The organism is Marinobacter persicus, from assembly GCF_002934325.1.
In the GTDB taxonomy this organism is placed as follows: Bacteria; Pseudomonadota; Gammaproteobacteria; order Pseudomonadales; family Oleiphilaceae; genus Marinobacter; species Marinobacter persicus_A.
The window spans coordinates 171166-193225 of record NZ_PTIV01000002.1 but is presented as its reverse complement, the minus strand read 5'-3'; the positions used below and the strand labels follow the sequence as shown (position 1 = coordinate 193225).

The window sequence follows — 22060 nt, the reverse complement described above, 5'->3', positions numbered from 1 at the left end:
TCTGGTAATCTCCGCCCTGAGGTTTGTATGAATGGATGCTTTTCTCGCTTCTGCCCTGGCGGTTGCCATTGCCGAAATCGGTGATAAAACCCAGCTGCTGTCGCTTTTCCTGGTTGCCCGTTACGCCACCCGCACGCCCATCATCCTGGGAATCCTGATTGCCACTGTTCTCAATCACGCCTTGTCCGCGTGGCTGGGTGCCTGGGTGGCCCAGTGGATTCCGGAAAGCTGGTTGCCCTGGATCCTCACCGTCAGCTTCATCGCCATCGCGCTCTGGCTCCTGATTCCCGACAAAGACGACAGCGCCGACTCCAAATTCCTGGGCATGGGCGCGTTCATGGCCACCACCATCATGTTCTTCCTGGCGGAAATCGGGGATAAAACCCAGGTAGCCACGGTGGTACTTGCGGCAAGGTATACCGAGACGTTCTGGGTTATCATCGGTACCACGGTCGGAATGTTGCTCGCCAATGTGCCGGTTATCATGGCGGGGCGATGGCTCATGGAGCGTTTACCACTGGCAACGGCGCGGATCTCTGCCAGCATACTCTTTGTGATTCTGGCCATTGCGACGGTATGGGCCACGTTGGTGAACTCATAGTGGGTTTGCGGGTCATCTAGTCAGGAAGGAACAGGAATTGGAACAGGTTGTTATGCGGTTGAAATGTGGTTTCGCACTCTGTTTGAGTCTGCTGTGGGCAGCACCGGTGGCGCTGTCGGCCCAGGAGTCTGCCTCCCAGGCCCAGGGTGGCTCGGAAGTTGAAGCGAGTGAACAACGGGCACCCCGGGTACCGACCTTTCAGGCCAGGGGCGATCTGGCCGGTGAGTTGCAGATGTTCACCACCGAGTACGAAGACACTTTTGCCGGCATTGGCACTGACCTGGCGCTGGGCTATCTTGAATTGGTGCATGCGAACCCCGGGGTGGATCCCTGGCTGCCGGGCGAAGGCACCACCATTACCCTGCCCCGGATGTACGTCCTGCCGGATACTCGGCGTGAAGGCATCGTGATTAACCTTGCGGAATACCGCCTGTACTACTTTTCTGAACAGGGGGTACAGGTTTATCCCGTGGGTGTGGGTACCGAGGAAAACCCCTCGCCACTGACCAACGCGGAAGTGACCATGCCGCTGGAGTCTCCGGCCTGGTACCCGCCGGCCAGTATCCGTGCCGAATACGAGGCTTCGGGAGATTTCCTGCCCCGCATGATTCCCCCGGGGCCGGGTAACCCCCTGGGGACGCACGCACTGCTTCTCAGTGAGAAGGGGTATTTGATCCACGGCACCAACAAGCGGTTTGGTGTTGGCATGCCGGTCAGCCATGGCTGTTTCCGGATGTACAACGAGGATATTTCCCGGTTTGTTTACCAGGTCGAAAAAGGTACGCCTGTGCAAGTGATCCGGGAGCCGGTGAAAGTGGGTATTTCTCAGGGAGAGGTCTGGCTTGAGATACACCGCCCTGGTGAGGATTACCCGCCGGAAGACCGGGAAAAAGTCTGGCAGCAGGTGCTCGCTAAACTGGAAGAATTCCGGGCCCGGCACCCTGAGACCCAGCTCAAGCGACGGGCCATCGACATTGCCGTCGACCAGGCTGACGGGATTCCCATGATGATTGGCGAAACACTGCCACGGATGGCGAGCGACGACGCCCCTGAGCGGCAAAGCCGGGGCGAAGAGAGCCGCTCGGATCAGACGCTGTATTTCTAGGCCGGTGACTGACACAAGGTGCCGGCCAGCGGAGGAAGAACGTGATGAGCCGAACCTTTGTAATGGTCAGTGCAATCCTGTTATTGGCCCTGTTGGTCGGGCAACCCCTTGCCCAGCAGGGACAATCCGGTACCGCCCTGGTCCTGTCGGTGGAAGGAGCCATTGGGCCGGCCACCAAGGATTACCTGATCCGCGGCATCCAGCGAGCCGAGCGCCAGGGCGCAAAGCTGATCATACTGGAACTGGATACCCCCGGAGGGCTGCTTGAGTCCACCCGGGATATCATCAAGACCATCCTGGCCTCGGAGGTGCCCGTTGCCACCTACGTATCGCCCCAGGGCGCCCGGGCAGCCAGTGCCGGTACCTATATTCTCTATGCCAGCCACATCGCCGCCATGGCGCCGGCCACCAACGTGGGCTCCGCAACCCCGGTACAGATGGGCGGCATGCCCGGTTCCCCGGAACCGGATACCCCAACCGATGCTCCTTCCGATTCCTCCGAACAGAGCCCGACCGATGACGCGGACAAGAAGCGCGGTGGCACCGCCATGGAACGCAAAATCCTGGAAGATGCGGTGAGCTACATCCGTGGCCTGGCGGAGCGTCATGGTCGCAACGCAGACTGGGCAGAAAAAGCCGTTCGGGAAGCCGTTAACCTCAGTGCCAGTGAAGCGTTGGAGCTCGGCGTTATTGATGAGCTGGTGCCAGACTTACAGACCCTGCTGGAGCGTATCGATGGGCGCACCGTGCGCCTGGTCTCCGGCGAGGTCACCCTGAGCACCGCCAACCTGACGCTGGAACGGGCCAGCCCCGATTGGCGTACCGAGCTGCTGTCGGTGATCACCGATCCGAACGTGGCTTATTTCCTGATGATCATTGGCTTTTACGGGATTGTGTTCGAGCTGGCCAACCCCGGTGCCATCGTGCCAGGGGTTATTGGCGCCATCAGCCTGATCCTGGCCTTGTTTGCCTTCCAGGTGCTGTCGGTGAACTACGCAGGCATGGCGCTTATACTCCTGGGGCTGGCGCTGATTGTCGGCGAGGCCTTTGCGCCCAGTTTCGGCATACTTGGGGTCGGCGGTATCGTCGCTTTTGTGACCGGGTCGGTGATTCTCATGGACGGCAGTCACCGGGATATTTCACTGCCCACCATTGGCGGCACAGCGCTGGTCGCCGGCGGTTTCATCCTGTGGACCGTGAGTCGCTTCGTGGGCCTGCGCCGACGACAACCGGTCAGTGGCGGTGAACACATGCTCCATCAGACGGTAGAAGCGGTGGACGATTTCAAGCCGGATCACGGCCAGTACCGGGGTCATGTGCGGATATCCGGGGAGCGCTGGCACGCCATCAGCCAGACACCGGTTGGTGGCAACACCCTGGTCCGGGTCACAGCCATGGACGGATTGACCCTGGTGGTGGAACCTGCAGACAAGCAGAGCGATAGCAAGGCAAGCAATCCATAACTGACGGCAAAATCAAGGAGGCCGTATGAACCTGGGCGACTTTATTCCCTATCTGGCACCCACGGTGGTGCTTTTGCTGATTCTCGGTTCGGCGCTCAAGATCATGCCCGAATACGAGCGCGGCGTGGTGTTTTTTCTGGGCCGTTTTCAAGCGGTAAAAGGGCCGGGACTGATCATCGTGATTCCGGGCATCCAGCAGATGGTGCGAGTGGATCTGCGAGTGATCACTCTGGATGTGCCCGATCAGGACGTGATCTCGAAAGATAACGTGACGGTGCATGTCAGTGCGGTCCTGTATTTCCGGGTGGTGGACCCGGAGAAGGCCATCATTCAGGTGGAAGACTTTGCCAACGCCACCGGGCAGCTGGCGCAAACCACACTGCGCTCTGTGCTGGGCAAGCACGATCTGGATGAAATGTTGTCCGAGCGCGACAAACTGAACGAGGATATTCAGGAAATCATTGATTCCCAGACCGAAGGCTGGGGGATCAAGGTCGCTAATGTGGAAATCAAGCATGTGGATCTGGACGAATCCATGATCCGGGCCATTGCCCGTCAGGCCGAGGCGGAACGGGAACGCCGGGCCAAGGTGATTCATGCCGAGGGTGAGCTGCAGGCTTCCAAGAAACTGGTAGAGGCGGCCGAAGTCATGTCGGCCGAGTCGGGCGCCATGCAGCTGCGTTATTTGCAGACTCTGTCCGACATGAGCACCAAGAACGCTTCAACCATCGTTTTCCCGTTGCCCATGGACATGATCCGGAACTTTATGGACCACTCAATCAAGCCAGCGGGCCGGGATAAATCAACGGACGAGGCCTGAGCGCTTAAGCACTCTTTGTTCAGGCACAAAAAAAGGCCGGATAACCGGCCTTTTATGTGTCAACGACTGCCTTACTTCTGGGCAGAACGCTGCAGCATGCGCTTGGCACGCTCGTTGGCTTCGTCCGCGGACTTCTGAGCGGCGCGAGCGGCGGCCAGGGCTTCTTCAGCCGTTTGCTGGGCCGAATTAGCGTCGCGAGCAGCGTTGTTGGCTGTGTTCAGTGCTTTGTCAGCGGTTTCTTCCGCAGACATGGCGGTTGCATTGGCCTCGTCAATAGCAGCCTGGTTGGCACAGCCGGCAGTGACGGCAGTAGCCAGTGCAAAACCGGCGATCATCAGTTTACGCATGGTAAATCCCCTAATTGGTCGTATTATTTCCTGTAATTATGGAAGCCGGCTTGGACGACTTCCAGCAGCTCTGCGCGATAGACTTCTTCTACCAGAGTCGTAAAACAGTGTAAAACACTCTGCGACAAAATGTTAACCAGAGATGGCTAAAATTTCTTAATCTCTGCCAATAACTTAATGCTTTTGTGAACCCGTCAGGGCTCGATCCGGATGGGAGTGCCGTTTTTTACCAGGCTCCAGATTTCATCCATGGCCTCATTGGAGACCGCAATACAGCCGTCGGTCCAGTCCAGGCCGATGTAGGCAAAGGCCATGTCCCCGGCGTTGTTCGGAAGCCCGTGAATCATGATGCTGCCGCCGGGGTCCAGGCCCCAGGAATCGGCCAGTTCCCGGTCACGGGGGCTAGGATAGGAGATATGGATGGCCTTGTAGAAGTCGCTGTCCGCCAGCCGCCAGTCCAGGGTGTAGTCACCTTCGGGCGTGCGTTCATCGCCCTCCGAAAGCTTATGCCCCACCGGATTGTCTCCCAGGGAAACGCGGTATTCCTTGACGGTCTCCTGATCACTGAGAAGATAGAGCCGGCGCTCGGTCTTGCGCACCAGTACCTGTGTGATATCGGGTGTTGGAGCATTGGCCGGTTGGGAGGAAGCCACCGGCATTCTGGGCTCTGCCTTGGCCAGGAGTTCGGCGGCGTTGGTCAGTACCGGAAACAGAAGCAGTGGAATAATTAAAGCAATGCGCATAACCGCAAACCCTGTGCGCTTGGAGACTCGGGGGTGGTTAAAAAAGTGATTAAACTTTGTTCATTCAGTTTATCGCGTTGTAAATGCACTGACCAGTTACCGTTGCATCTTCAGGCCGACTTTCGTGACCCGATCCGCATCGGTCGCTCGGGCTACCAGAGTCACAGGGCCCAGGGTAACCTTGTCGCCCACCACCGGATGGCCCTTGGTGCGCCGTGCAAAGCATTCCGCCAATGTCAGCTCCGGAGCCAGATTGTCGAACTCAATGCCGTACGCCTGTTCCACATCTCCCAGCAAGGCATCACCGTTGAGCACAAAGTCACCGAAAAACGCGCGCTCGGCCAGATATTCGGGGGCCTGTCGCCCACTCAGTGTCTTGCCCAGATCGGTCAGAACGGATGGTGTGGCGAACATGGCCACGGTGTCTCCGGCAGACACCTCCAAATCCTGGGTGGGCTGCAGGCACTGACGCTTTCGAAACACGCCAGCCACTGCGGTGTTGTCCGGCAGGCGCAGTTGTCCAAGCTTTTTGGGTTGTTGCCAGTGTTTGCCGCGTAACGGAAACAGCATGAGTTCGTGATCGCCTGCTGCTGGAGCATCCAGCGGCAGGCGTCGGAACGGTGCTTCGCTGGCGGGTACTTCCAGTCCCAGTTTCCGGGCCAGGGGAGCCATGGTGGTGCCCTGCACCACCAGCGAGACCAGTACGATGAAGAAGGCTGCGTGGAAGACCAGCTGGGCGTCGGGCAGGTCCGCTATCACCGGAAACAGCGCCAGCACGATTGGTACCGCACCCCTCAGGCCGACCCAACTGATAAAGACCAGTTCCCGCCGGTTAAAGCCAAAGGGCCAGAGTGTCAGCCAGACAGTGACCGGCCGGATCACGAAAATCAGTGCCAGTGCCAGGATCAGGCCGGCCCCGGCCAGCGGTAGCAGGTCCGAGGGGTTCACCAGCAGCCCCAGAATCAGGAACAGACAGAGCTGGGCCAACCAGGCCAGACCATCGTGCACCTGGAGGATCATGGGCATCATGCGCACATGCCGGTTGCCGATTACCACGCCGGTCAGATAGATGGCCAGGAAACCCGAGCCGCCCAGGGCGTTGGTGGCCGAGAACACCACGATACCGGCGGCTGCAACGAGCAAGGGGTACAGGGCGGGCGTCAGTCGGATGCGATTGGCGAGCTGGACGACCAGGAAGCCGCCGAGTGGGCCAATCAGGATGCCCAGACCGAATTGCTGAACCAGCATCAGCAACACCGCTCCCGGCGTGTCCTGGCCCTGCTGACCGATCAGGGTGACCAGCATCAGGGTCAGGAAGATGGCCATCGGGTCGTTGCTGCCGGATTCAATTTCCAGAGTCGCACTGACCCGTTCATTCAAATGCAGGCCCCGGCCCTGCAACAGGGAGAACACCGCAGCGGCGTCGGTGGAGGAAATGATGGCGCCGATCAGTAATGCCATTAGCCAGGGCAGGTCAAACACCCACCAAGCCACCAGGGCTGCGCCAGCGGCTGTCATGGCCACCCCCAGCGTGGCCAGCACCAGGGCGGGCCTGAGTCCTACCCGGAAGGTTTCGACCCGCGTGCGCATGCCGCCATCCAGCAGGATCACGCCCAGAGCCAGGTTGGCTACCAGGAAGGCCAGTTCGAAATTGTCGAATATGATGCCCCCGGGCCCGTCTTCGCCCATGAGCATGCCCACCGCCAGGAAAATCAGCAGCACGGGCAGGCCTACGCGGCTCGAAAGCGGGCTGAGCACGATGCTGACGACCAGCATCAGTGCGCCAATCAGGGTGTACGTGGGGTCCATCAGGCTCCAGGTGAAAGCGGGTGGCCGGAATAGGGTATCGGGCCTATATTGCTGTTACGGCCATTATGCAGGCGGGCGTAGCTCAATGGTAGAGCTTCAGGTTCCCAACCTGGTGACGTGGGTTCGATTCCCATCGCCCGCTCCAGTCCATCATCGGTCCGGATGCCTGCTTTTCGCCTTGATCTTACGAGCAGTTTGCGGAACCTCGGGAGCGTTGCTAGCTTTTAGGTAAGTGTCTGAAAATCGCGGCTGTTAAGCAGTTCAGGTTATCAATTAATTGCAGGTGATCGCGGTTAATCGAGAGGGACTCATGTCCGAAAGCGTGGTGAACACGGTTGCCGAGTATTGGTCCACCGGCTTTTTTATTCTGGCCGTGTTTGGGCTCTGTGCCTTCATGGTCGGTGCCTCCAGCCTCTTGGGCGGTCGTAGTGGTGGCGTCAGCAAATCGCTTCCTTTTGAATCCGGCATCGTGGGTGCCGGCAGCGCCCGCCAGCGCTTCTCGGTGCAATTCTACCTGGTGGCCATGCTGTTCGTGATTTTCGATATTGAAGCGGTATTCCTGTTTGCCTGGGCCATTGTGATCCGGGAGGTCGGCTGGGCCGGGTTCTGGGGCGCCGCAGTGTTCATTTTTATCCTGCTGGCCGGTCTGATCTACGACAGCCGCACCGGTGCCCTGGACTGGGCACCAAAATCGTAACGGGAGGAATTCCATGGCCTATACCCTGACCCGGGCCGAGGGCTCCCCGGGGGACGATGCCCGCTATCCGGTGGGTCGCGGGGAAAAAACGGAAGACCCGATCAAGCAACAGCTCGAGCGCAATGTGTTTACCGGCAAGCTCAGCGAAGTGCTGAATTCGGCGGTGAACTGGGGCCGGAAAAACTCCCTGTGGCCCTACAACTTCGGGCTGTCCTGTTGCTACGTGGAAATGACCACGGCGTTCACCTCGCCCCACGACATCGCCCGGTTTGGCTCCGAGGTGATCCGGGCTTCCCCCCGGCAGGCGGATTTCATGGTCATCGCCGGTACCTGTTTCATCAAGATGGCGCCGGTGATCCAGCAGCTGTATGACCAGATGCTGGAGCCCAAGTGGGTGATCTCCATGGGCTCCTGCGCCAATTCCGGGGGCATGTACGACATCTATTCCGTGGTCCAGGGCGTGGACAAGTTCCTGCCGGTGGATGTTTACGTGCCGGGTTGCCCGCCTCGCCCGGAGGCATTCCTGCAGGGATTGCAGCTGCTGCAGGATTCCATTCAGGAAGAGCGCCGCCCGCTGTCCTGGGTGGTGGGCGACCAGGGCGTGTACCGGGCCGATATGCCGTCCCAGCGGGAGAAATGGCGGGATCGCCGTATCCAGGCCACCGAGTTGAGAACACCCGATAAGCTTTAAGAAACTGATCGTAAGGAACCGAGAGTAAACACCTTCGCCGTTGCTTAACCCACTGTCTGTCAGGAGTTGAACCACGCGCATGAACACAGAACCGACCGGTGATGAACTGATCGAAGCCCTCCAGCGGGACTTCGGCGCCAGTGTGCTGCACAGCCAGCAGACGCGCACCGGTATGCCTGTGCTCTGGGTGTCCCGGGAGGCCCTGACCGATGTGCTGGGCACCCTGAAAACCCTCAACGCGCCTTTTGATCTGCTGTACGACCTCTCGGCCATCGATGAACGCCTGCGCGGCCATCGCCACGGCCTGCCGGCCTCGGATTTCACCGTGTTCTACCAGTTGATGTCGATTACCCGGAACCGGGACATCATGCTGAAGGTGGCCCTCAACGAAGACGACCTGAGCCTGCCCACCGTCACCGGGGTGTTCCCGGCCGCTAACTGGTATGAGCGGGAAGTCTGGGACATGTTCGGCATTACTTTTTCCGGCCACCCGCACCTGGAACGCATCCTCATGCCGCCCACCTGGACGGGCCATCCCCTGCGCAAGGATTACCCGGCCCGGGCCACGGAGTTTGATCCCTATACCCTGACTGTCGAGGGCCAGCGCACCGAGCAGGAAGCCCTGCAATTCAAGCCCGAACACTGGGGGATGAGCCGGGAGCGGGATGGCACCGAATTCATGTTCCTGAATCTGGGCCCCAACCACCCCTCCGCCCACGGTGCCTTTCGCATCGTGCTGCAGCTGGACGGTGAAGAGGTGGTCGACTGCGTGCCGGACATCGGTTACCACCACCGGGGCGCGGAAAAAATGGCCGAGCGCCAGTCCTGGCACAGCTTCATTCCCTACACCGATCGCATTGATTACACCGGCGGAGTGATGAACAACCTGCCCTACGTGCTGGCGGTGGAAAAGTTGGCGGGCATCGAGGTGCCGGACCGGGTGAAAACCATCCGGGTGATGATGGCCGAGATGTTCCGGATCACCAGTCACCTGCTGTTCCTGGGCACCTACCTGCAGGACCTGGGCGCCATGACCCCGGTGTTCTTTACCTTCAGTGACCGACAGCGGGCCTACAAGGTGATCGAGGGCATTACCGGCTTTCGCATGCACCCGGCCTGGTACCGCATTGGCGGGGTGATGCAGGACTTGCCCAAGGGCTGGGAAAAACTGGTGCAGGAATTCCTGGACTGGATGCCCGCCCGGCTGCGGGAATACGAGCGGGCAATGATGGAGAACGCCCTGGTGCGGGACAGAACGCGCGATGTCGCGGCCTTCGATACCACCCAGGCCCTGGCCTGGGGCGTGACCGGCCCCAACCTGCGGGCCACCGGCTGCAACTTTGACCTGCGCAAACAGCGCCCCTATTCCGGCTACGACAACTTCGAATTCGACGTGCCCCTGGGGGACCGGGGCGATGTTTTTGACCGGGGCCAGGTGCGCATCGAGGAAATGCGCCAGAGCCTGCGCATCATCCAGCAGTGCGTGAACCACATGCCGGCCGGCGAGTTCAAGGCCGACCACCCGCTGACCACCCCGCCGCCCCGCGAACGGATGCTGGAGCACATTGAAACCCTGATTACCCATTTCCTGCAGGTGTCCTGGGGGCCGGTGCTCAAGCCCGAGGAATCCATGCAGATGGTGGAGGCCACCAAGGGCATCAACAGTTATTACCTGACCAGTGATGGCAGCACCATGAGTTACCGGACCCGGATACGCACACCGAGCTTTCCGCACCTGCAGCAGATACCCAATGTGATGCGCGGGGGCTTCGTCCCGGACCTGATTGCCCACCTGGGCAGCATCGATTTTGTTATGGCAGACGTGGACCGCTGATCATGGAACCGACACAGGCTTCGCACCAGCAGACCATCGCGACCGACGGCTTCCGGCTGCACCCGGAGGACGAGGCCGCCATCCGTGAGGAGGCCGGTCACTACGAGCAGCCCCAGGCCGCGTGCATCGAGGCGCTGAAAACCGTCCAGCGTCGACACGGCTGGGTGCCCGACGACGCCATACCCGCCATCGCCCGGGTGTTGGGCGTGGGGCCGGCCAGTGTCGAAGGCGTGGCCACCTTCTACAGCCTGATTTTCCGCCAACCGGTGGGCCGGCACGTGATCCTGGTGTGCGACAGCTCCTCCTGCTTTCTCACCGGCTACGACGCCTTGCGCCAGGTCTTGAGTGAGCGGTTGGGTATTGGGTTGGGCGAGACCACCGCCGACGACCGTTTTACCCTCTTGCCGGGTTGCTGCCTGGGGGCCTGCGACGGCGGGCCGGCGATGATGATCGGGGACGATGTCTACGGGCCAGTGACCGGTGAGGACTTACCCGGCATTCTGGAGGCTTACCCATGAACAGCCAGCGCCAGTCTTCCAGCTATCGCAGCCGGATTCTGCAACCGGCGTCCGAGCGCCAGCCCAAAAGCCATCCGCTGACCTGGCGGCTGCGGGACGACGGCCAGGTGGTGGACCTCCAGGACTACGAGGCGAAGGAAGGTTACGTGGCCCTGCGCCAGGTGCTGGAGGCCGGAGACCCGCAGGCGGTGATCGCCACCATGAAGGAGGCCAATGTCCGGGGCCGGGGCGGCGCCGGCTTCTCCGCCGGCCTGAAGTGGAGCCTGACCATGCAGGGGCCGGACATGCCCCGGGGCTACATTGTCTGCAACGCCGACGAAATGGAACCGGGCACCTTCAAGGACCGCCTGCTGATGGAGCAGCAGCCACACCTGTTGATTGAAGGCATGGTGCTGGCGGCCTTCGCCAACAACGCCCGCTACGGCTATATCTTCCTGAGGGGCGAATACGTTGAATCCGCCCGGGTGCTGGCACAGGCCCTGGATGAAGCTCGGCAGGCCGGCTGGCTGGGCAGCGACATTGCCGGCAGCGGTTTTGATTTCGACATCGCCCTGCACACCGGGGCCGGGCGTTACATCTGCGGTGAGGAAACCGCCCTGCTCAACTCCCTCGAGGGCAACCGGGCCAACCCCCGGGCCAAGCCGCCGTTCCCCGGACAATCCGGGGCGTGGGGCAAGCCCACGGTGGTGAACAACGTGGAAACCTTGTGCAACGTGCCGGCGGTGATGCTGCGGGGCGCGGACTGGTACCAGGGCCTGTCTGGCGGGCGCACCGAGGATGGCGGCACCAAGCTCTATGGTGCCTCGGGTCTGGTGAACCGGCCCGGGCTCTGGGAGTTGCCCATTGGCACCACCGGCCGGGAAATCCTCGATCTCGCCGGAGGCCTGCGGGACGGCCGACAGCTCAAGGCCTGGCTGCCGGGCGGGGCCAGCACCGGTTTCCTGCTACCCGACCACCTGGACTTGCCCCTGGATTTCGACACCGTGGGCCAGGAGGGCAGCCGCCTGGGCACCGGGCTGATCACCGTGGTCACCGAAGAGCAGAGCATGGTCTCGCTGATGCGCAACCTGGAGGAATTCTTTGCCCGTGAATCCTGCGGCTGGTGCACCCCCTGCCGCGACGGGCTGCCCTGGGCGGTGCGCCTGCTGCGTGCCCTGGAACAGGGTGAGGGCCAGCCCGGCGACATTGAGTTGCTGGACAAGCTGGCGGCGGATTGTGGCCCCGGGCTCACCTTCTGCGCGCACGCCCCGGGGGCGGCCATGCCCTTGCAGACCGCATTGCAGCATTTCCGGCACGAATTCGAGCAGGGCGTGCAGCGCCCGAAAGGCGAGGCCCACGCAGACCCAATCCCCGTGGGAGAGGTATGAGAACGATGAACCGGCAACCGACCATAAACAGGGAGTAAAGCGGCACCATGGCAACCATTCACGTGGATGGCCAGCGCTACGAGGTCAACGGCGCGCACAACCTGCTCCAGGCCTGCCTGTCCCTGGGTCTGGACATTCCCTATTTCTGCTGGCACCCGGCCATGGGCAGTGTCGGTGCCTGTCGCCAGTGCGCGGTGCGCCAGTACAAGGATGAGGACGATGACCGGGGTATGCTGGTGATGTCCTGCATGACCCCGGCGGCGGACGGCACCCGCATCGATATCGAAGACGAGGAGGCGAAGGCCTTCCGCGCCAGCGTGGTGGAATGGCTGATGATCAATCACCCCCACGACTGCCCAGTGTGCGAAGAGGGCGGCCATTGCCATTTGCAGGACATGACCGTGATGACCGGCCACGACCGCCGCCGCTACCGGTTCCGCAAGCGCACCCGTCGCAACCAGTATCTGGGCCCGTTCATCGCCCACGAGATGAACCGCTGCATCACCTGCTATCGCTGCGTGCGCTTTTACAACGACTACGCCAGGGGCACCGATCTCGGTGCCTTTGGCAGCAAGGACAACCTGTATTTCGGACGCTACGAGGAAGGCACCCTGGAAAGCCGCTTTGCCGGCAACCTGACCGAGGTCTGCCCCACTGGCGTGTTCACCGATCAGAGCCATTCCGACCATTACACCCGCAAGTGGGATCTGCAGTTTGCCCCGAGCATCTGCCACCAGTGCGCCATGGGCTGCAACGTCAGCCCGGGGGAGCGTTACGGGGACATACGGCGGATTGAAAACCGCTACCACGGCGACGTGAACGGCTACTTCCTGTGTGACCTCGGGCGGTTCGGCTATGGCTACGTGAACCGAAGCGACCGGCCCCGGGTGCCGGAATACAAAGCCTCGGATGACGAATCGCCCCGGGAACTGGGGGTGGATGATGCCCTGGCGCGCATCCGCCAGGCTCTCGATGGCGCGAACCGGGTGATCGGCATTGGCTCGCCCCGCGCCAGCCTTGAGAGCAACCATCAGTTGCGGGAACTGGTGGGGCTGGAAAACTTTTCCACCGGCATTGAGGCCGGGGAACAGGCGTGCCTGTCGCGGATGGATGAACTGAACCGCAACTGTGGCTTGCCGATTCCCACCCTGCGGGAGGTGGAAGACCACGATGCCGTGCTGGTGCTGGGGGAAGACCCCATGGAAAGCGCGGCCCGGCTGGGGCTGGCCATTCGCCAGGCGATCATCGCCCCGCCGGCGGATCAGGCCGCCAAACTGGGCATCCCGGCCTGGAACGCCGAGGCCCTGAAAACCCTGGCCCAGGACCATCGTCAGCCGCTGTTCATCGCCTACCCGGCGGCCACCGAGCTGGATGGCATTGCCCGCCCGCGGCTGTCCCTGGCGCCGGATGACATTGCCCGGCTCGGGTTTGCCGTGGCCCACGAAATTGATCCGGCCGCGCCGGCGGTTCCGGAGCTGTCGCCGGAACTCCGGGAACAGGCCCGGGACATCGCCCGTACCCTCAAGGCCGCCGACCGGCCCCTGGTGGTCAGTGGCGGTGCCCTGGCGTCCACCGCCATTATCGACGCCGCCGGCAACATCGCCCGGGCGCTGGCCCGGCGGGCGAGCCGGGGTGGACTGGTGCTGGTGCGCCGGGAAGTGAACAGCACCGGGCTGTCGCTCATGGGCGGACAGACTCTGGACTGGGCCATGGATGAACTGGCCGAGCGGCAGGCGGATGCCGTGGTGATCCTGGAGAACGACCTGTACCAGCGCCTGCCCGCCGAGCGCGTGGACACAGCCCTGCAACAAACCGAGGTGCGGGTGGTGCTGGACCACCAACGTACCCGCACGCTCAATCACGCGACCCTTGCCCTGCCAGCCGCCAGTTTTGCCGAGGGCGATGGCACCGTGGTCAGCCTCGAAGGCCGGGCCCAGCGCTTTTTCCAGGTGTTCGAGCCGGGCTACCTGCGCCCGGAAACACGCATTCACGAGAGTTGGCGGTGGCTCCATGCACTGTCGGCCCGGGGCCAACCGGCGGGGGCCGGAGACATCGTTCTGGATGAAGTCACCCGGGCCTGTGCCGAGGCCTGTCCGGCGCTGGCCGGCATTGTCGATGCCGCCCCGGACGCCCACTACCGGATAGAAGGCCTTCGCCTGGCCCGGGAACCCCATCGTTACAGTGGCCGCACCGCCATGCGGGCCAACCAGTCGGTCAGTGAGCCCCGGGCACCCCAGGATCCGGACACCGCCTTCACCTTTTCCATGGAAGGCTACAGCGGTTATCAGGAGCCTCGTCAGCAAGTGCCGTTTGCCTGGGCGCCGGGCTGGAACTCGCCCCAGGCCTGGAACAAGTTCACCGACGAGGTGGGCGGACACCTTCGTGGCGGCGATCCGGGCGTGCGATTGCTGTGGCCACAGCCCGGCAGTTACCGCTACGCCGATCCAATACCGGCCGATGCGAACGCCGAGTCGGGTTGCCGGGCGGTGATGCTGCCCCGGCTGTTTGGCGGCGAGGAAACCGCCGCCCGGGCCGAACCCATTCGACAGCGCATGGCGCGCCCGGTATTGCACATGGCCATGGCGGATGCCACCCATCTCGGGGCCGAACTGGGCGGGCTGGTGACCGTGTCTGGCGATAATGGCTGTGTGACCCTGCCCGCCCAGCCGGATGCGGACTGGCCGGAAGGCCTGGTGGGTATTCCCGCCTGTGCCGCGCCCGGGGCCATTACCCGGGTGCCAGTAACCCTGACCGCAGGCCCGGGCTCCACGCCCGAAGGAGCGAGGAAGTCATGAGCTGGCTCGGTCCGGAACTTCAGGCCATCCTCTGGGGCATGTTCCAGGCCCTGGTGATCCTGCTCGGCGCCGTGCTGCTGGGGGCGGTGATGACCATTGTCGAGCGCCGCTTTCTGGGCCTGTGGCAGGACCGTTACGGACCCAACCGGGTGGGGCCGTTTGGCACACTGCAACTTGTGGCGGACATGATCAAGATCTTCTTCAAGGAAGACTGGATTCCGCCCTTTGCCGACCGGACCTTATTCGTGGTGGCCCCGGTGATTGCTTTCGCCTCCCTGCTGCTGTCGTTCATCGTCATTCCCATCACCCCGGGCTGGGGCATTGCCGATCTGCATATCGGTCTGCTGTTTTTCCTGGCCATGGCCGGCATCAACGTCTATTCGGTGTTGCTGGGGGGCTGGGCCAGCGGCAACAAATACGCGCTGCTCGGGGCCATGCGCTCCTCCGCCCAGACCGTCTCCTATGAGGTATTCATGGGGCTGTCGCTGATGGGCGTGGTGGCCCTGGCCGGCTCGTTCAACATGCGCGAGATTGTCGCCGCGCAGGAAGGACTGTGGTTCGTGATCCCCCAGTTCTTCGGCTTTTGCACCTTCCTGATTGCGGGCGTGGCCGTTACCCACCGCCACCCGTTTGATCAGCCGGAAGCCGAACAGGAACTGGCGGACGGCTACCACATCGAATACTCCGGCATGAAATTCGGGCTGTTTTTCATCGGGGAATACGTGGGCATGGTGCTGGTCTCGGCGCTGATCGTGACCCTGTTCTTTGGTGGCTGGCACGGCCCCTGGCTGCCGCCGATTCTCTGGTTTGCCATCAAGACCGGCTTCTTCCTGCTGCTGTTCATCCTGCTGCGGGCGTCCCTGCCCCGGCCCCGCTATGACCGGGTGATGAGCTTTGGCTGGAAGGTGTGCCTGCCACTCACCCTGATCAACCTGCTGGCAACCGGCGCGGTGATGCTGCTGGTTGCCCCGCAAGGCTGAGGAGGTTCTGGTATGGAGAAGGACAAAGAGAGGGAGCAAGAGGCAGAAAAGGTGCCGTTCATCCGCTCCGTGCTCTGGCTGGTACCGGCCACCTGGAGCCAGCTGCGTACCCTGGGTATGGTGTTCATGCACAGTTTTCGCAAGCGCGAGACGGTGAACTACCCGGACGAGGAGGTGTACCTGCCGCCGCGCTACCGGGGCCGGATCGTGCTCACCCGGGACCCGGATGGCGAAGAGCGGTGCGTGGCCTGCAACCTGTGCGCCGTGGCCTGCCCGGTGGACTGCATTTCCCTGCAGAAGGGGGAACAGGAGGACGGTCGCTGGTACCCGGAATTCTTCCGCATCAATTTTTCCCGCTGCATTTTCTGTGGCATGTGCGAGGAGGCCTGCCCCACCTCGGCGATCCAGCTGACGCCGGATTTCGAGATGGGCGAGTACGACCGGCAGGAACTGGTGTACGAGAAAGAAGACCTGCTGATCAACGGCCCGGGCAAGGACCACGACTACCATTTCTACAAGGTGGCGGGCATGGCCATCGGCGGCAAGGACAAGGGCGAGGCCCTGAACGAGGAAGCACCGGTGGACGTTCGTTCCCTGTTGCCCTGATTGTTGAGAGTGTGGAGGCGAAGACCCATGGAACTGGCTTTTTATCTCAGTGCACTGGTGGCGATACTGGCCACCGTGGGTGTGATCACCGGCCGGAACCCGGTGCACGCGGTGGTGTACCTGATTGTCTCGCTGATTGCGGTGGCGCTGGTGTTCTTTGCCCTGGGCGCGCCCTTTGCCGGGGCGCTGGAAATCATCGTCTACGCCGGCGCCATCATGGTGCTGTTCGTGTTTGTGGTGATGATGCTCAACCTTGGGCAGGACGAAGACGCCGGTGTTGGCCACTGGCGCCATCCCCGCTACTGGCTTGGGCCGTCTGTCCTGGCCCTGGTCCTGCTGGGGGTGTTGCTGTCGCTGATTGTCGGCGGTGAGATGGGCCGCAGCATTGATGGCGAGTTCCTCACCGCCCGGGCGGTTGGCCTGACCCTGTTCGGTCCCTGGCTGATGGTGGTGGAGCTGGCGGGCCTGCTGTTGTTGGGCGCCCTGGTGGCGGCCTCCCATGTGGGACGGCGGTCGAACCCATTACGGAACAGGAGCAATCGTTGATGTCGGGAGTCCCGATGGAACACGGCCTGGCCCTCGCGGCCATCCTGTTTGCCCTGGGTCTGGTGGGGCTGATGCTCCGGCGCAACATGCTGTTTGTGCTAATGAGCCTGGAAATCATGCTGAATGCGGCGGCGTTGGCGTTCGTGGTCGGTGCCACTGCCTGGAACCAGCCGGACGGCCAGGCCATGTTCCTGCTGGTGATCACCCTGGCGGCCGCTGAAGCGGCGGTGGGTCTGGCGCTGATGATCCAGCTGTTCCAGCGGCTGCGTTCGCTGAATCTCGATCTGGCCAGCAGGATGCGTGGATGATGGAGCTACCGGTTACCCTGTCGTTTGTTCTGCCCCTGATCGGCACCCTGATCCTGGCGCTCTCCGGTGGGCGGCTTGGGCCGAGGGTGGCGGTCCTGGTGGGCGTGGGCAGTGTCGGGCTGGCGGCGTTGGCCACCGCCTGGGCGATTGCCCTGCACTCCGGTGGTGAGCCCTTTGGCTACACGCTCTGGACCTGGATCGAGGTGGGTGACTTCCGGCCCACTATTGGCCTGGCGGTGGACGGCCTGGCCCTGGTGATGATGGCCGTCATCACCGGCGTGGGCTTTTTTATTCACCTGTTTGCGGCCTGGTACATGGCCGGCGAGGCCGGCATTACCCGCTTCTACGCCTGGATGAACCTGTTCGTGTTCAGCATGCTGATCCTGGTGCTGGGCGATAACCTGTTGCTGCTGTTCCTGGGCTGGGAAGGCGTGGGCCTGTGCAGTTACCTGCTGATCGGTTACTACTACCACGACAGCGCCAATGGTCGGGCCGCGTTCAAGGCCTTCCTGGTCACCCGCATTGGCGATGTGTTCCTGGCCCTGGGGCTGTTCCTGATTTTCCGGGACCTGGGCACCCTGGATATCCAGCAGGTCATGGCCCGGGCCGGTGAAGTCTGGTCCGTGGGTGATCCCACGGTCAGTCTGGTGGCCCTGCTGGTGCTGGGCGGGGCGCTGGGCAAATCGGCGCAGGTGCCACTGCACACCTGGCTGCCCGATGCCATGGCCGGCCCTACCCCGGTGTCGGCACTGATTCACGCCGCGACCATGGTGACCGCCGGCGTGTACCTGATTGCCCGGCTTAATGGTGTGTTCCTGCTGGCACCGGATGTTCTGTTCCTGGTGGGGGTGATCGGGGCCGTCTCCCTGCTGCTGGCGGCCTTTGCCGCCCTGGCCCAGACCGACATCAAGCGGGTGCTGGCCTACTCCACCATGAGCCAGATCGGCTACATGTTCCTGGCGCTGGGGGTGGGGGCCTTCGATGCCGCCATTTTCCACCTGGTGACCCATGCCTTCTTCAAGGCGCTGCTGTTTCTCTCGGCGGGGGCGGTGATCACCAGTTGTCATCACGAGCAGGACATGAACCGGCTGGGCGGTCTTCGCAAGCGCCTGCCGGTGGTTTACGGAGCCTTCCTGGTGGGTGGCGCGGCGCTTGTGGCCCTGCCGCTGATATCCGCCGGTTTCTACAGCAAGGATGAAATCCTCTGGCAGGATATGGCTGCGGACCAGCCAGGCCTGCTGCTGGCAGGGCTGTTGGGTGCCTTGTTGACCTGCCTCTACACGGTCCGATTGATCCTGGGCATCTTCCATGGCGAGGCGCGTAGTGATAACGCCCGTAATGCCTCACCGGGCACCGACTGGCTGACCCACCATCTGCCTTTGGGGGTGCTGGCGGTGTTGTCCACGTTCCTGGGCGCCTGGCTGTACCCGCACCTCGGGGATCAGTTCCCTCCACCGCCGGGCGAGAGCGTCGAAAGCGGCCACACTTTCCTGCAGTTGCTGGCAACCGGCACCGTGCTTGCCGGGCTGGCCCTGGCCGGCTGGTTGTTCGTGGTCCGGCGCCAGTGGTTGCGCGAGCAGGTCAGTCGCGGGCCGGGAGCCTTTCTCTGGCGGTTGTGGCACCACGCCTGGGGGTTTGATGCCGTTTATGACGGGCTGTTGGTGAAACCCTGGCAACTGATGGTGCGGCTGCTTCGGCGGGACTTTGTCTACCTGGCCCTGAACCTGCCGGCGGTGCTGGCGAAAGGCCTGAACCGGGGCCTGGTGAAAGCCCAGAATGGCCGGGTGCGCAGCTACGCAACGGCCATGGTCTTTGGCGCCACCGTGATTCTGTTGGCCCTGGTGATGCTGCCGGGAGGTGTTGGATGATCCTGCTCTGGTTGATCCTGATTCCGTTCCTGGGTGGCATCCTGTGCTGGCAGGCCGACCGTTGGGGTGAGCAGGCCCCGCGCTGGATTGCCCTGGCCACCATGCTGTTCGTGCTGATGATTGCCCTCTGGCTCTGGGTCACCGGCGATTTTGCCCTGCCCGCTGGCGTTCATAACCAGTGGCTGCTGGAATGGCGGGCCGACTGGATTCCCCGCTTCGGCATTCAGGTGCACCTGGCCATCGATGGCCTGTCGCTGATCCTGATTGCCCTGACCGGCTTTCTGGGTGCTCTGGCGGTACTGTGCTCCTGGCACGAGATCGTCCATCGTATCGGGTTCTTCCACCTCAACCTGCTGTGGATCCTGGGCGGCGTGGTCGGGGTTTTCCTGGCCATGGACCTGTTCCTGTTCTTCCTGTTCTGGGAAGTGATGCTGGTGCCCATGTATTTCCTGATTGCCCTCTGGGGCCACAGCGGCTCGCCGGGGCAGACCCGGATACGGGCGGCCACTCGGTTCTTCATTTACACCCAGGCCAGTGGCCTGCTGATGCTGGTGGCGATCCTGGCGCTGGTGTTCATTCACTTTGGTAACACCGGCCAGTGGTCGTTCAGCTATGAGGTGCTCCGCCAGACCGACGTGCCCGAGCCCATGGCCTACTGGCTGATGCTGGGCTTCTTTGTCGCCTTTGCGGTAAAACTGCCGGTGGTGCCTTTTCATGGCTGGCTGCCCGGTGCCCATGCCCAGGCGCCCACGGCAGGCAGTGTGGATCTGGCCGGCATTCTGCTGAAAACCGCCGCCTATGGCATGCTGCGGTTTGCCCTGCCATTGTTTCCGGAGCAATCCGCTGACTTTGCCCCGGTGGCCATGACCCTGGGGCTGGTGAGCATCATTTACGGGGCGGTACTGGCCTGTGGCCAGCAGGACATCAAGCGGTTGATTGCCTACACCAGTATCTCCCATATGGGCTTTGTGCTGATTGCCATCTACTCCGGCTCGGAACTGGCGATCCAGGGGGCGATTGTGCTGATGGTGGCCCACGCCTTTTCCTCGGCCGGGTTGTTCATTCTCAGTGGCCAGCTCTATGAGCGTATCCATACCCGTGACATGCGCTTCATGGGCGGTCTCTGGGGCCGGTTGCCGGCGTTGCCGGGCTTCACCCTGTGTTTCGTGGCGGCCTCTCTGGGCATGCCCGCCACCGCCAACTTCGTGGGTGAATTCATGATCCTGTTCGGCACCTTCCCCAGTGCTCCGGTGGTGGCGGTGGTTGCCAGTATCGGGTTGGTATTGGCGGCTATTTATTCGCTGATCCTGATGCAACGGGTGCATTTCGGGCCGGTCCACCGGGAGGGCGCGCTGTTTGGCCCGGACGGACGGGAGTATGTGATGATGCTGTCCCTGCTTGCCCTGGTGCTCCTGGTGGGGCTTTATCCGCAACCTCTGCTTGATACCACCGCCACCTTATCGCAAGCCATCGCGGAGCTGTTTCCTGACGGCGATCTGGCCAGCGTGGCCGGGGAGGTGCGTTGATGCTGACGGCTGCTCACCTGATCACCTTGTTGCCGCTGATCCTGGTGGGGTCAACCGCAGTTATTGCCATGCTGGGAATTGCCTGGCAGCGCCACCACGCGGTCACAGCCCTGGTCTCGGCGGCGGGCCTGGTAGCGGCCCTTGTGACCCTGCCTTTGACCATTCCGGCCGCCAGTTCCCCACCCCTGATGCAGGTGGACGGGCTGACGGTGATGGCTGGCGCCCTGGTGCTGGTGTCAGCGCTGGTGACGGTGATCCTGAGCCACCACTATTTGACCGGCTACATTGGCCCACGGGAGGAGTTCTATCTGCTGATCCTGTGCGCCACGGCTGGTGCCCTGGGTCTGGTGGCCAGCGACCACCTGGCCATGCTGTTCATCAGCCTGGAACTGTTGTCCATGCCCCTGTACGGCATGCTGGCCTACAGCTTCCGGGCCGAGCGGTCATTGGAGGCTGGCATCAAGTACCTGCTGCTGTCAGCGGCGGCCACCGCCTTCCTGTTGTTTGGCATGGCGTTGATCTATGCCCGCACCGGGGCGATGGATCTTGCCGGTATTGCTGGCGCCCTCGTCGATGCACCGGATGCCTGGATGCTGGCCGGTGCCGCGCTGATGGTGGTGGGGCTGGGCTTCAAGCTGTCGGTGGTGCCGTTTCACCTGTGGACCCCGGATGTCTACCAGGGTGGCCCGGCGCCGGCCACCATCTTCCTGGCCACGGTCAGCAAACTGGCGGTGTTCGTGGTGTTGCTACGGCTGGTGCTGGCGGCGCCGGTGTTTGCCAGCGAGTGGGTTCAGGGGCTGATCACGGTTCTGGCGTTGCTGACCATGCTGGCGGGCAACCTGCTGGCGCTGTTCCAGGCCAACCTCAAGCGCCTGCTGGGTTATTCCTCCATCGCCCACTTCGGCTACCTGCTGGTGGCGATTGTGGCGGGCAATGCCCTGGCCATGGAAACCACGGGCGTGTATCTGGTCACCTACCTGGTAACCACGCTGGCGGCATTCGGGGTGGTGACGCTGGTCTCCAGCCCGTTCGGGGGCGAGGATGCCGACGGTCTGCCGCTGTATCGCGGGTTGTTCTGGCGCCGGCCCTACCTGGCGGCGGTGATGACCATCAGTTTCCTGTCCCTGGCCGGCATTCCCCTGACCGCCGGGTTCATCGGCAAGTTCTACGTGATCGCCCTGGGCGTGGCGGACGCCCGCTGGTGGCTGGTGGGCGGGGTTATCGCCGGCAGCGCCATCGGGCTCTACTACTATCTGCGGGTGATGGTGACCCTGTACCTGCCAGAGCCGGGTATGCGCGCCCGGGACGTGTCCAATGACTGGGGCAGCCGCCTGGGCGGCATCACCCTGATCGCCCTGGCGGTGATCATTCTGGTGCTCGGGATCTACCCCACACCGATGATCGGATGGGTGCAGCACTTGGCGGGTAACTGAGGT

General features: G+C 62.6%; 20 protein-coding genes and 1 tRNA gene. 18 read left to right on the top strand and 3 right to left on the bottom strand.

Annotated elements, in window-relative coordinates:
• Window positions 1-31 precede the first annotated feature (31 nt).
• The 4 genes from BY454_RS02105 to BY454_RS02090 all read left to right on the top strand — a co-directional run bounded on the left by BY454_RS02105 (window position 32) and on the right by BY454_RS02090 (window position 3989).
• Window positions 32-601: a TMEM165/GDT1 family protein gene (locus tag BY454_RS02105; protein WP_104414965.1), complete on the top strand. Its 570-nt coding sequence runs from the start codon at window positions 32-34 to the stop codon at window positions 599-601.
• Between the two features lie 82 nt (window positions 602-683).
• Window positions 684-1706 (top strand): L,D-transpeptidase family protein, encoded by a 1023-nt coding sequence (locus BY454_RS02100; protein WP_258075525.1) that lies wholly within the window; start codon window positions 684-686, stop codon window positions 1704-1706.
• A gap of 44 nt (window positions 1707-1750) precedes the next feature.
• Window positions 1751-3169, top strand: a complete 1419-nt coding sequence (locus BY454_RS02095; RefSeq protein WP_219820594.1) for an NfeD family protein — start codon at window positions 1751-1753, stop codon at window positions 3167-3169.
• Window positions 3170-3194: 25 nt separating this feature from the next.
• Window positions 3195-3989: a slipin family protein gene (locus BY454_RS02090; RefSeq protein WP_104414964.1), complete on the top strand. Its 795-nt coding sequence runs from the start codon at window positions 3195-3197 to the stop codon at window positions 3987-3989.
• 71 nt (window positions 3990-4060) lie between these two features.
• Here BY454_RS02090 and BY454_RS02085 read toward each other — a convergent pair whose 3' ends face one another.
• The 3 genes from BY454_RS02085 to BY454_RS02075 form a co-directional block, all read right to left on the bottom strand.
• Window positions 4061-4336, bottom strand: coding sequence for an Lpp/OprI family alanine-zipper lipoprotein (locus BY454_RS02085; protein ID WP_104414963.1), 276 nt, complete (start codon window positions 4334-4336; stop codon window positions 4061-4063).
• Between the two features lie 194 nt (window positions 4337-4530).
• On the bottom strand, window positions 4531-5079 hold the full coding sequence (locus BY454_RS02080) for a L,D-transpeptidase family protein (protein WP_104414962.1): 549 nt from the start codon (window positions 5077-5079) through the stop codon (window positions 4531-4533).
• A 96-nt stretch (window positions 5080-5175) separates the two neighbouring features.
• Window positions 5176-6888, bottom strand: coding sequence for a potassium/proton antiporter (locus BY454_RS02075; RefSeq protein WP_104414961.1), 1713 nt, complete (start codon window positions 6886-6888; stop codon window positions 5176-5178).
• Window positions 6889-6959: 71 nt separating this feature from the next.
• Between BY454_RS02075 and BY454_RS02070 the strand changes: the two genes are divergently transcribed.
• The 14 genes from BY454_RS02070 to nuoN all read left to right on the top strand — a co-directional run bounded on the left by BY454_RS02070 (window position 6960) and on the right by nuoN (window position 22057).
• Window positions 6960-7033, top strand: a tRNA-Gly gene (locus tag BY454_RS02070).
• A 165-nt stretch (window positions 7034-7198) separates the two neighbouring features.
• A complete protein-coding gene (gene ndhC, locus BY454_RS02065) occupies window positions 7199-7585 on the top strand; it encodes an NADH-quinone oxidoreductase subunit A (RefSeq protein WP_104414960.1) in 387 nt (128 codons plus the stop codon).
• Between the two features lie 13 nt (window positions 7586-7598).
• Window positions 7599-8276: a NuoB/complex I 20 kDa subunit family protein gene (locus BY454_RS02060; protein ID WP_104414959.1), complete on the top strand. Its 678-nt coding sequence runs from the start codon at window positions 7599-7601 to the stop codon at window positions 8274-8276.
• A gap of 79 nt (window positions 8277-8355) precedes the next feature.
• The gene (gene nuoC, locus BY454_RS02055; RefSeq protein ID WP_104414958.1) at window positions 8356-10110 is read left to right on the top strand and encodes an NADH-quinone oxidoreductase subunit C/D; all 1755 of its coding nucleotides are present in this window, start codon (window positions 8356-8358) and stop codon (window positions 10108-10110) included.
• Between the two features lie 2 nt (window positions 10111-10112).
• A complete protein-coding gene (nuoE, locus tag BY454_RS02050; RefSeq protein WP_104414957.1) occupies window positions 10113-10628 on the top strand; it encodes an NADH-quinone oxidoreductase subunit NuoE in 516 nt (171 codons plus the stop codon).
• Window positions 10625-11995 (top strand): NADH-quinone oxidoreductase subunit NuoF, encoded by a 1371-nt coding sequence (gene nuoF, locus BY454_RS02045; RefSeq protein ID WP_104414956.1) that lies wholly within the window; start codon window positions 10625-10627, stop codon window positions 11993-11995. Before nuoE ends, nuoF begins: the two co-directional genes overlap by 4 nt.
• 47 nt (window positions 11996-12042) lie before the next feature.
• On the top strand, window positions 12043-14790 hold the full coding sequence (gene nuoG, locus BY454_RS02040; RefSeq protein ID WP_104414955.1) for an NADH-quinone oxidoreductase subunit NuoG: 2748 nt from the start codon (window positions 12043-12045) through the stop codon (window positions 14788-14790).
• Entirely contained in the window at window positions 14787-15770 is a 984-nt protein-coding gene (gene nuoH, locus BY454_RS02035) for an NADH-quinone oxidoreductase subunit NuoH (protein ID WP_104414954.1), read from the top strand. Before nuoG ends, nuoH begins: the two co-directional genes overlap by 4 nt.
• A 12-nt stretch (window positions 15771-15782) precedes the next feature.
• Window positions 15783-16376 (top strand): NADH-quinone oxidoreductase subunit NuoI, encoded by a 594-nt coding sequence (gene nuoI, locus BY454_RS02030; protein ID WP_104414953.1) that lies wholly within the window; start codon window positions 15783-15785, stop codon window positions 16374-16376.
• A gap of 27 nt (window positions 16377-16403) precedes the next feature.
• Entirely contained in the window at window positions 16404-16922 is a 519-nt protein-coding gene (nuoJ, locus tag BY454_RS02025) for an NADH-quinone oxidoreductase subunit J (RefSeq protein WP_104414952.1), read from the top strand.
• Window positions 16922-17230, top strand: a complete 309-nt coding sequence (gene nuoK, locus BY454_RS02020; protein WP_104414951.1) for an NADH-quinone oxidoreductase subunit NuoK — start codon at window positions 16922-16924, stop codon at window positions 17228-17230. Before nuoJ ends, nuoK begins: the two co-directional genes overlap by 1 nt.
• Window positions 17227-19098, top strand: a complete 1872-nt coding sequence (gene nuoL, locus BY454_RS02015) for an NADH-quinone oxidoreductase subunit L (RefSeq protein ID WP_258075524.1) — start codon at window positions 17227-17229, stop codon at window positions 19096-19098. Before nuoK ends, nuoL begins: the two co-directional genes overlap by 4 nt.
• On the top strand, window positions 19095-20624 hold the full coding sequence (gene nuoM, locus BY454_RS02010) for an NADH-quinone oxidoreductase subunit M (protein ID WP_104414950.1): 1530 nt from the start codon (window positions 19095-19097) through the stop codon (window positions 20622-20624). The genes nuoL and nuoM overlap by 4 nt, the downstream gene beginning before the upstream one ends.
• On the top strand, window positions 20621-22057 hold the full coding sequence (nuoN, locus tag BY454_RS02005; protein ID WP_374953533.1) for an NADH-quinone oxidoreductase subunit NuoN: 1437 nt from the start codon (window positions 20621-20623) through the stop codon (window positions 22055-22057). Before nuoM ends, nuoN begins: the two co-directional genes overlap by 4 nt.
• The last annotated feature ends 3 nt before the right edge of the window (window positions 22058-22060 follow it).

Excerpts from the sequence above, each read along its gene's own strand:
- BY454_RS02080 (WP_104414962.1), bottom strand. The coding sequence starts at position 5,079 with ATGCGCATTGCTTTAATTATTCCACTGCTTCTGTTTCCGGTACTGACC.
- BY454_RS02085 (WP_104414963.1), bottom strand. The coding sequence starts at position 4,336 with ATGCGTAAACTGATGATCGCCGGTTTTGCACTGGCTACTGCCGTCACT.
- BY454_RS02105 (WP_104414965.1), top strand. The coding sequence starts at position 32 with ATGGATGCTTTTCTCGCTTCTGCCCTGGCGGTTGCCATTGCCGAAATC.
- nuoG (WP_104414955.1), top strand. The coding sequence starts at position 12,043 with ATGGCAACCATTCACGTGGATGGCCAGCGCTACGAGGTCAACGGCGCG.
- BY454_RS02075 (WP_104414961.1), bottom strand. The coding sequence starts at position 6,888 with ATGGACCCCACGTACACCCTGATTGGCGCACTGATGCTGGTCGTCAGC.
- nuoJ (WP_104414952.1), top strand. The coding sequence starts at position 16,404 with ATGGAACTGGCTTTTTATCTCAGTGCACTGGTGGCGATACTGGCCACC.
- nuoH (WP_104414954.1), top strand. The coding sequence starts at position 14,787 with ATGAGCTGGCTCGGTCCGGAACTTCAGGCCATCCTCTGGGGCATGTTC.
- BY454_RS02090 (WP_104414964.1), top strand. The coding sequence starts at position 3,195 with ATGAACCTGGGCGACTTTATTCCCTATCTGGCACCCACGGTGGTGCTT.
- ndhC (WP_104414960.1), top strand. The coding sequence starts at position 7,199 with ATGTCCGAAAGCGTGGTGAACACGGTTGCCGAGTATTGGTCCACCGGC.
- nuoE (WP_104414957.1), top strand. The coding sequence starts at position 10,113 with ATGGAACCGACACAGGCTTCGCACCAGCAGACCATCGCGACCGACGGC.
- nuoC (WP_104414958.1), top strand. The coding sequence starts at position 8,356 with ATGAACACAGAACCGACCGGTGATGAACTGATCGAAGCCCTCCAGCGG.
- nuoM (WP_104414950.1), top strand. The coding sequence starts at position 19,095 with ATGATCCTGCTCTGGTTGATCCTGATTCCGTTCCTGGGTGGCATCCTG.
- nuoK (WP_104414951.1), top strand. The coding sequence starts at position 16,922 with ATGTCGGGAGTCCCGATGGAACACGGCCTGGCCCTCGCGGCCATCCTG.
- BY454_RS02095 (WP_219820594.1), top strand. The coding sequence starts at position 1,751 with ATGAGCCGAACCTTTGTAATGGTCAGTGCAATCCTGTTATTGGCCCTG.
- BY454_RS02060 (WP_104414959.1), top strand. The coding sequence starts at position 7,599 with ATGGCCTATACCCTGACCCGGGCCGAGGGCTCCCCGGGGGACGATGCC.
- nuoI (WP_104414953.1), top strand. The coding sequence starts at position 15,783 with ATGGAGAAGGACAAAGAGAGGGAGCAAGAGGCAGAAAAGGTGCCGTTC.
- nuoL (WP_258075524.1), top strand. The coding sequence starts at position 17,227 with ATGATGGAGCTACCGGTTACCCTGTCGTTTGTTCTGCCCCTGATCGGC.
- nuoF (WP_104414956.1), top strand. The coding sequence starts at position 10,625 with ATGAACAGCCAGCGCCAGTCTTCCAGCTATCGCAGCCGGATTCTGCAA.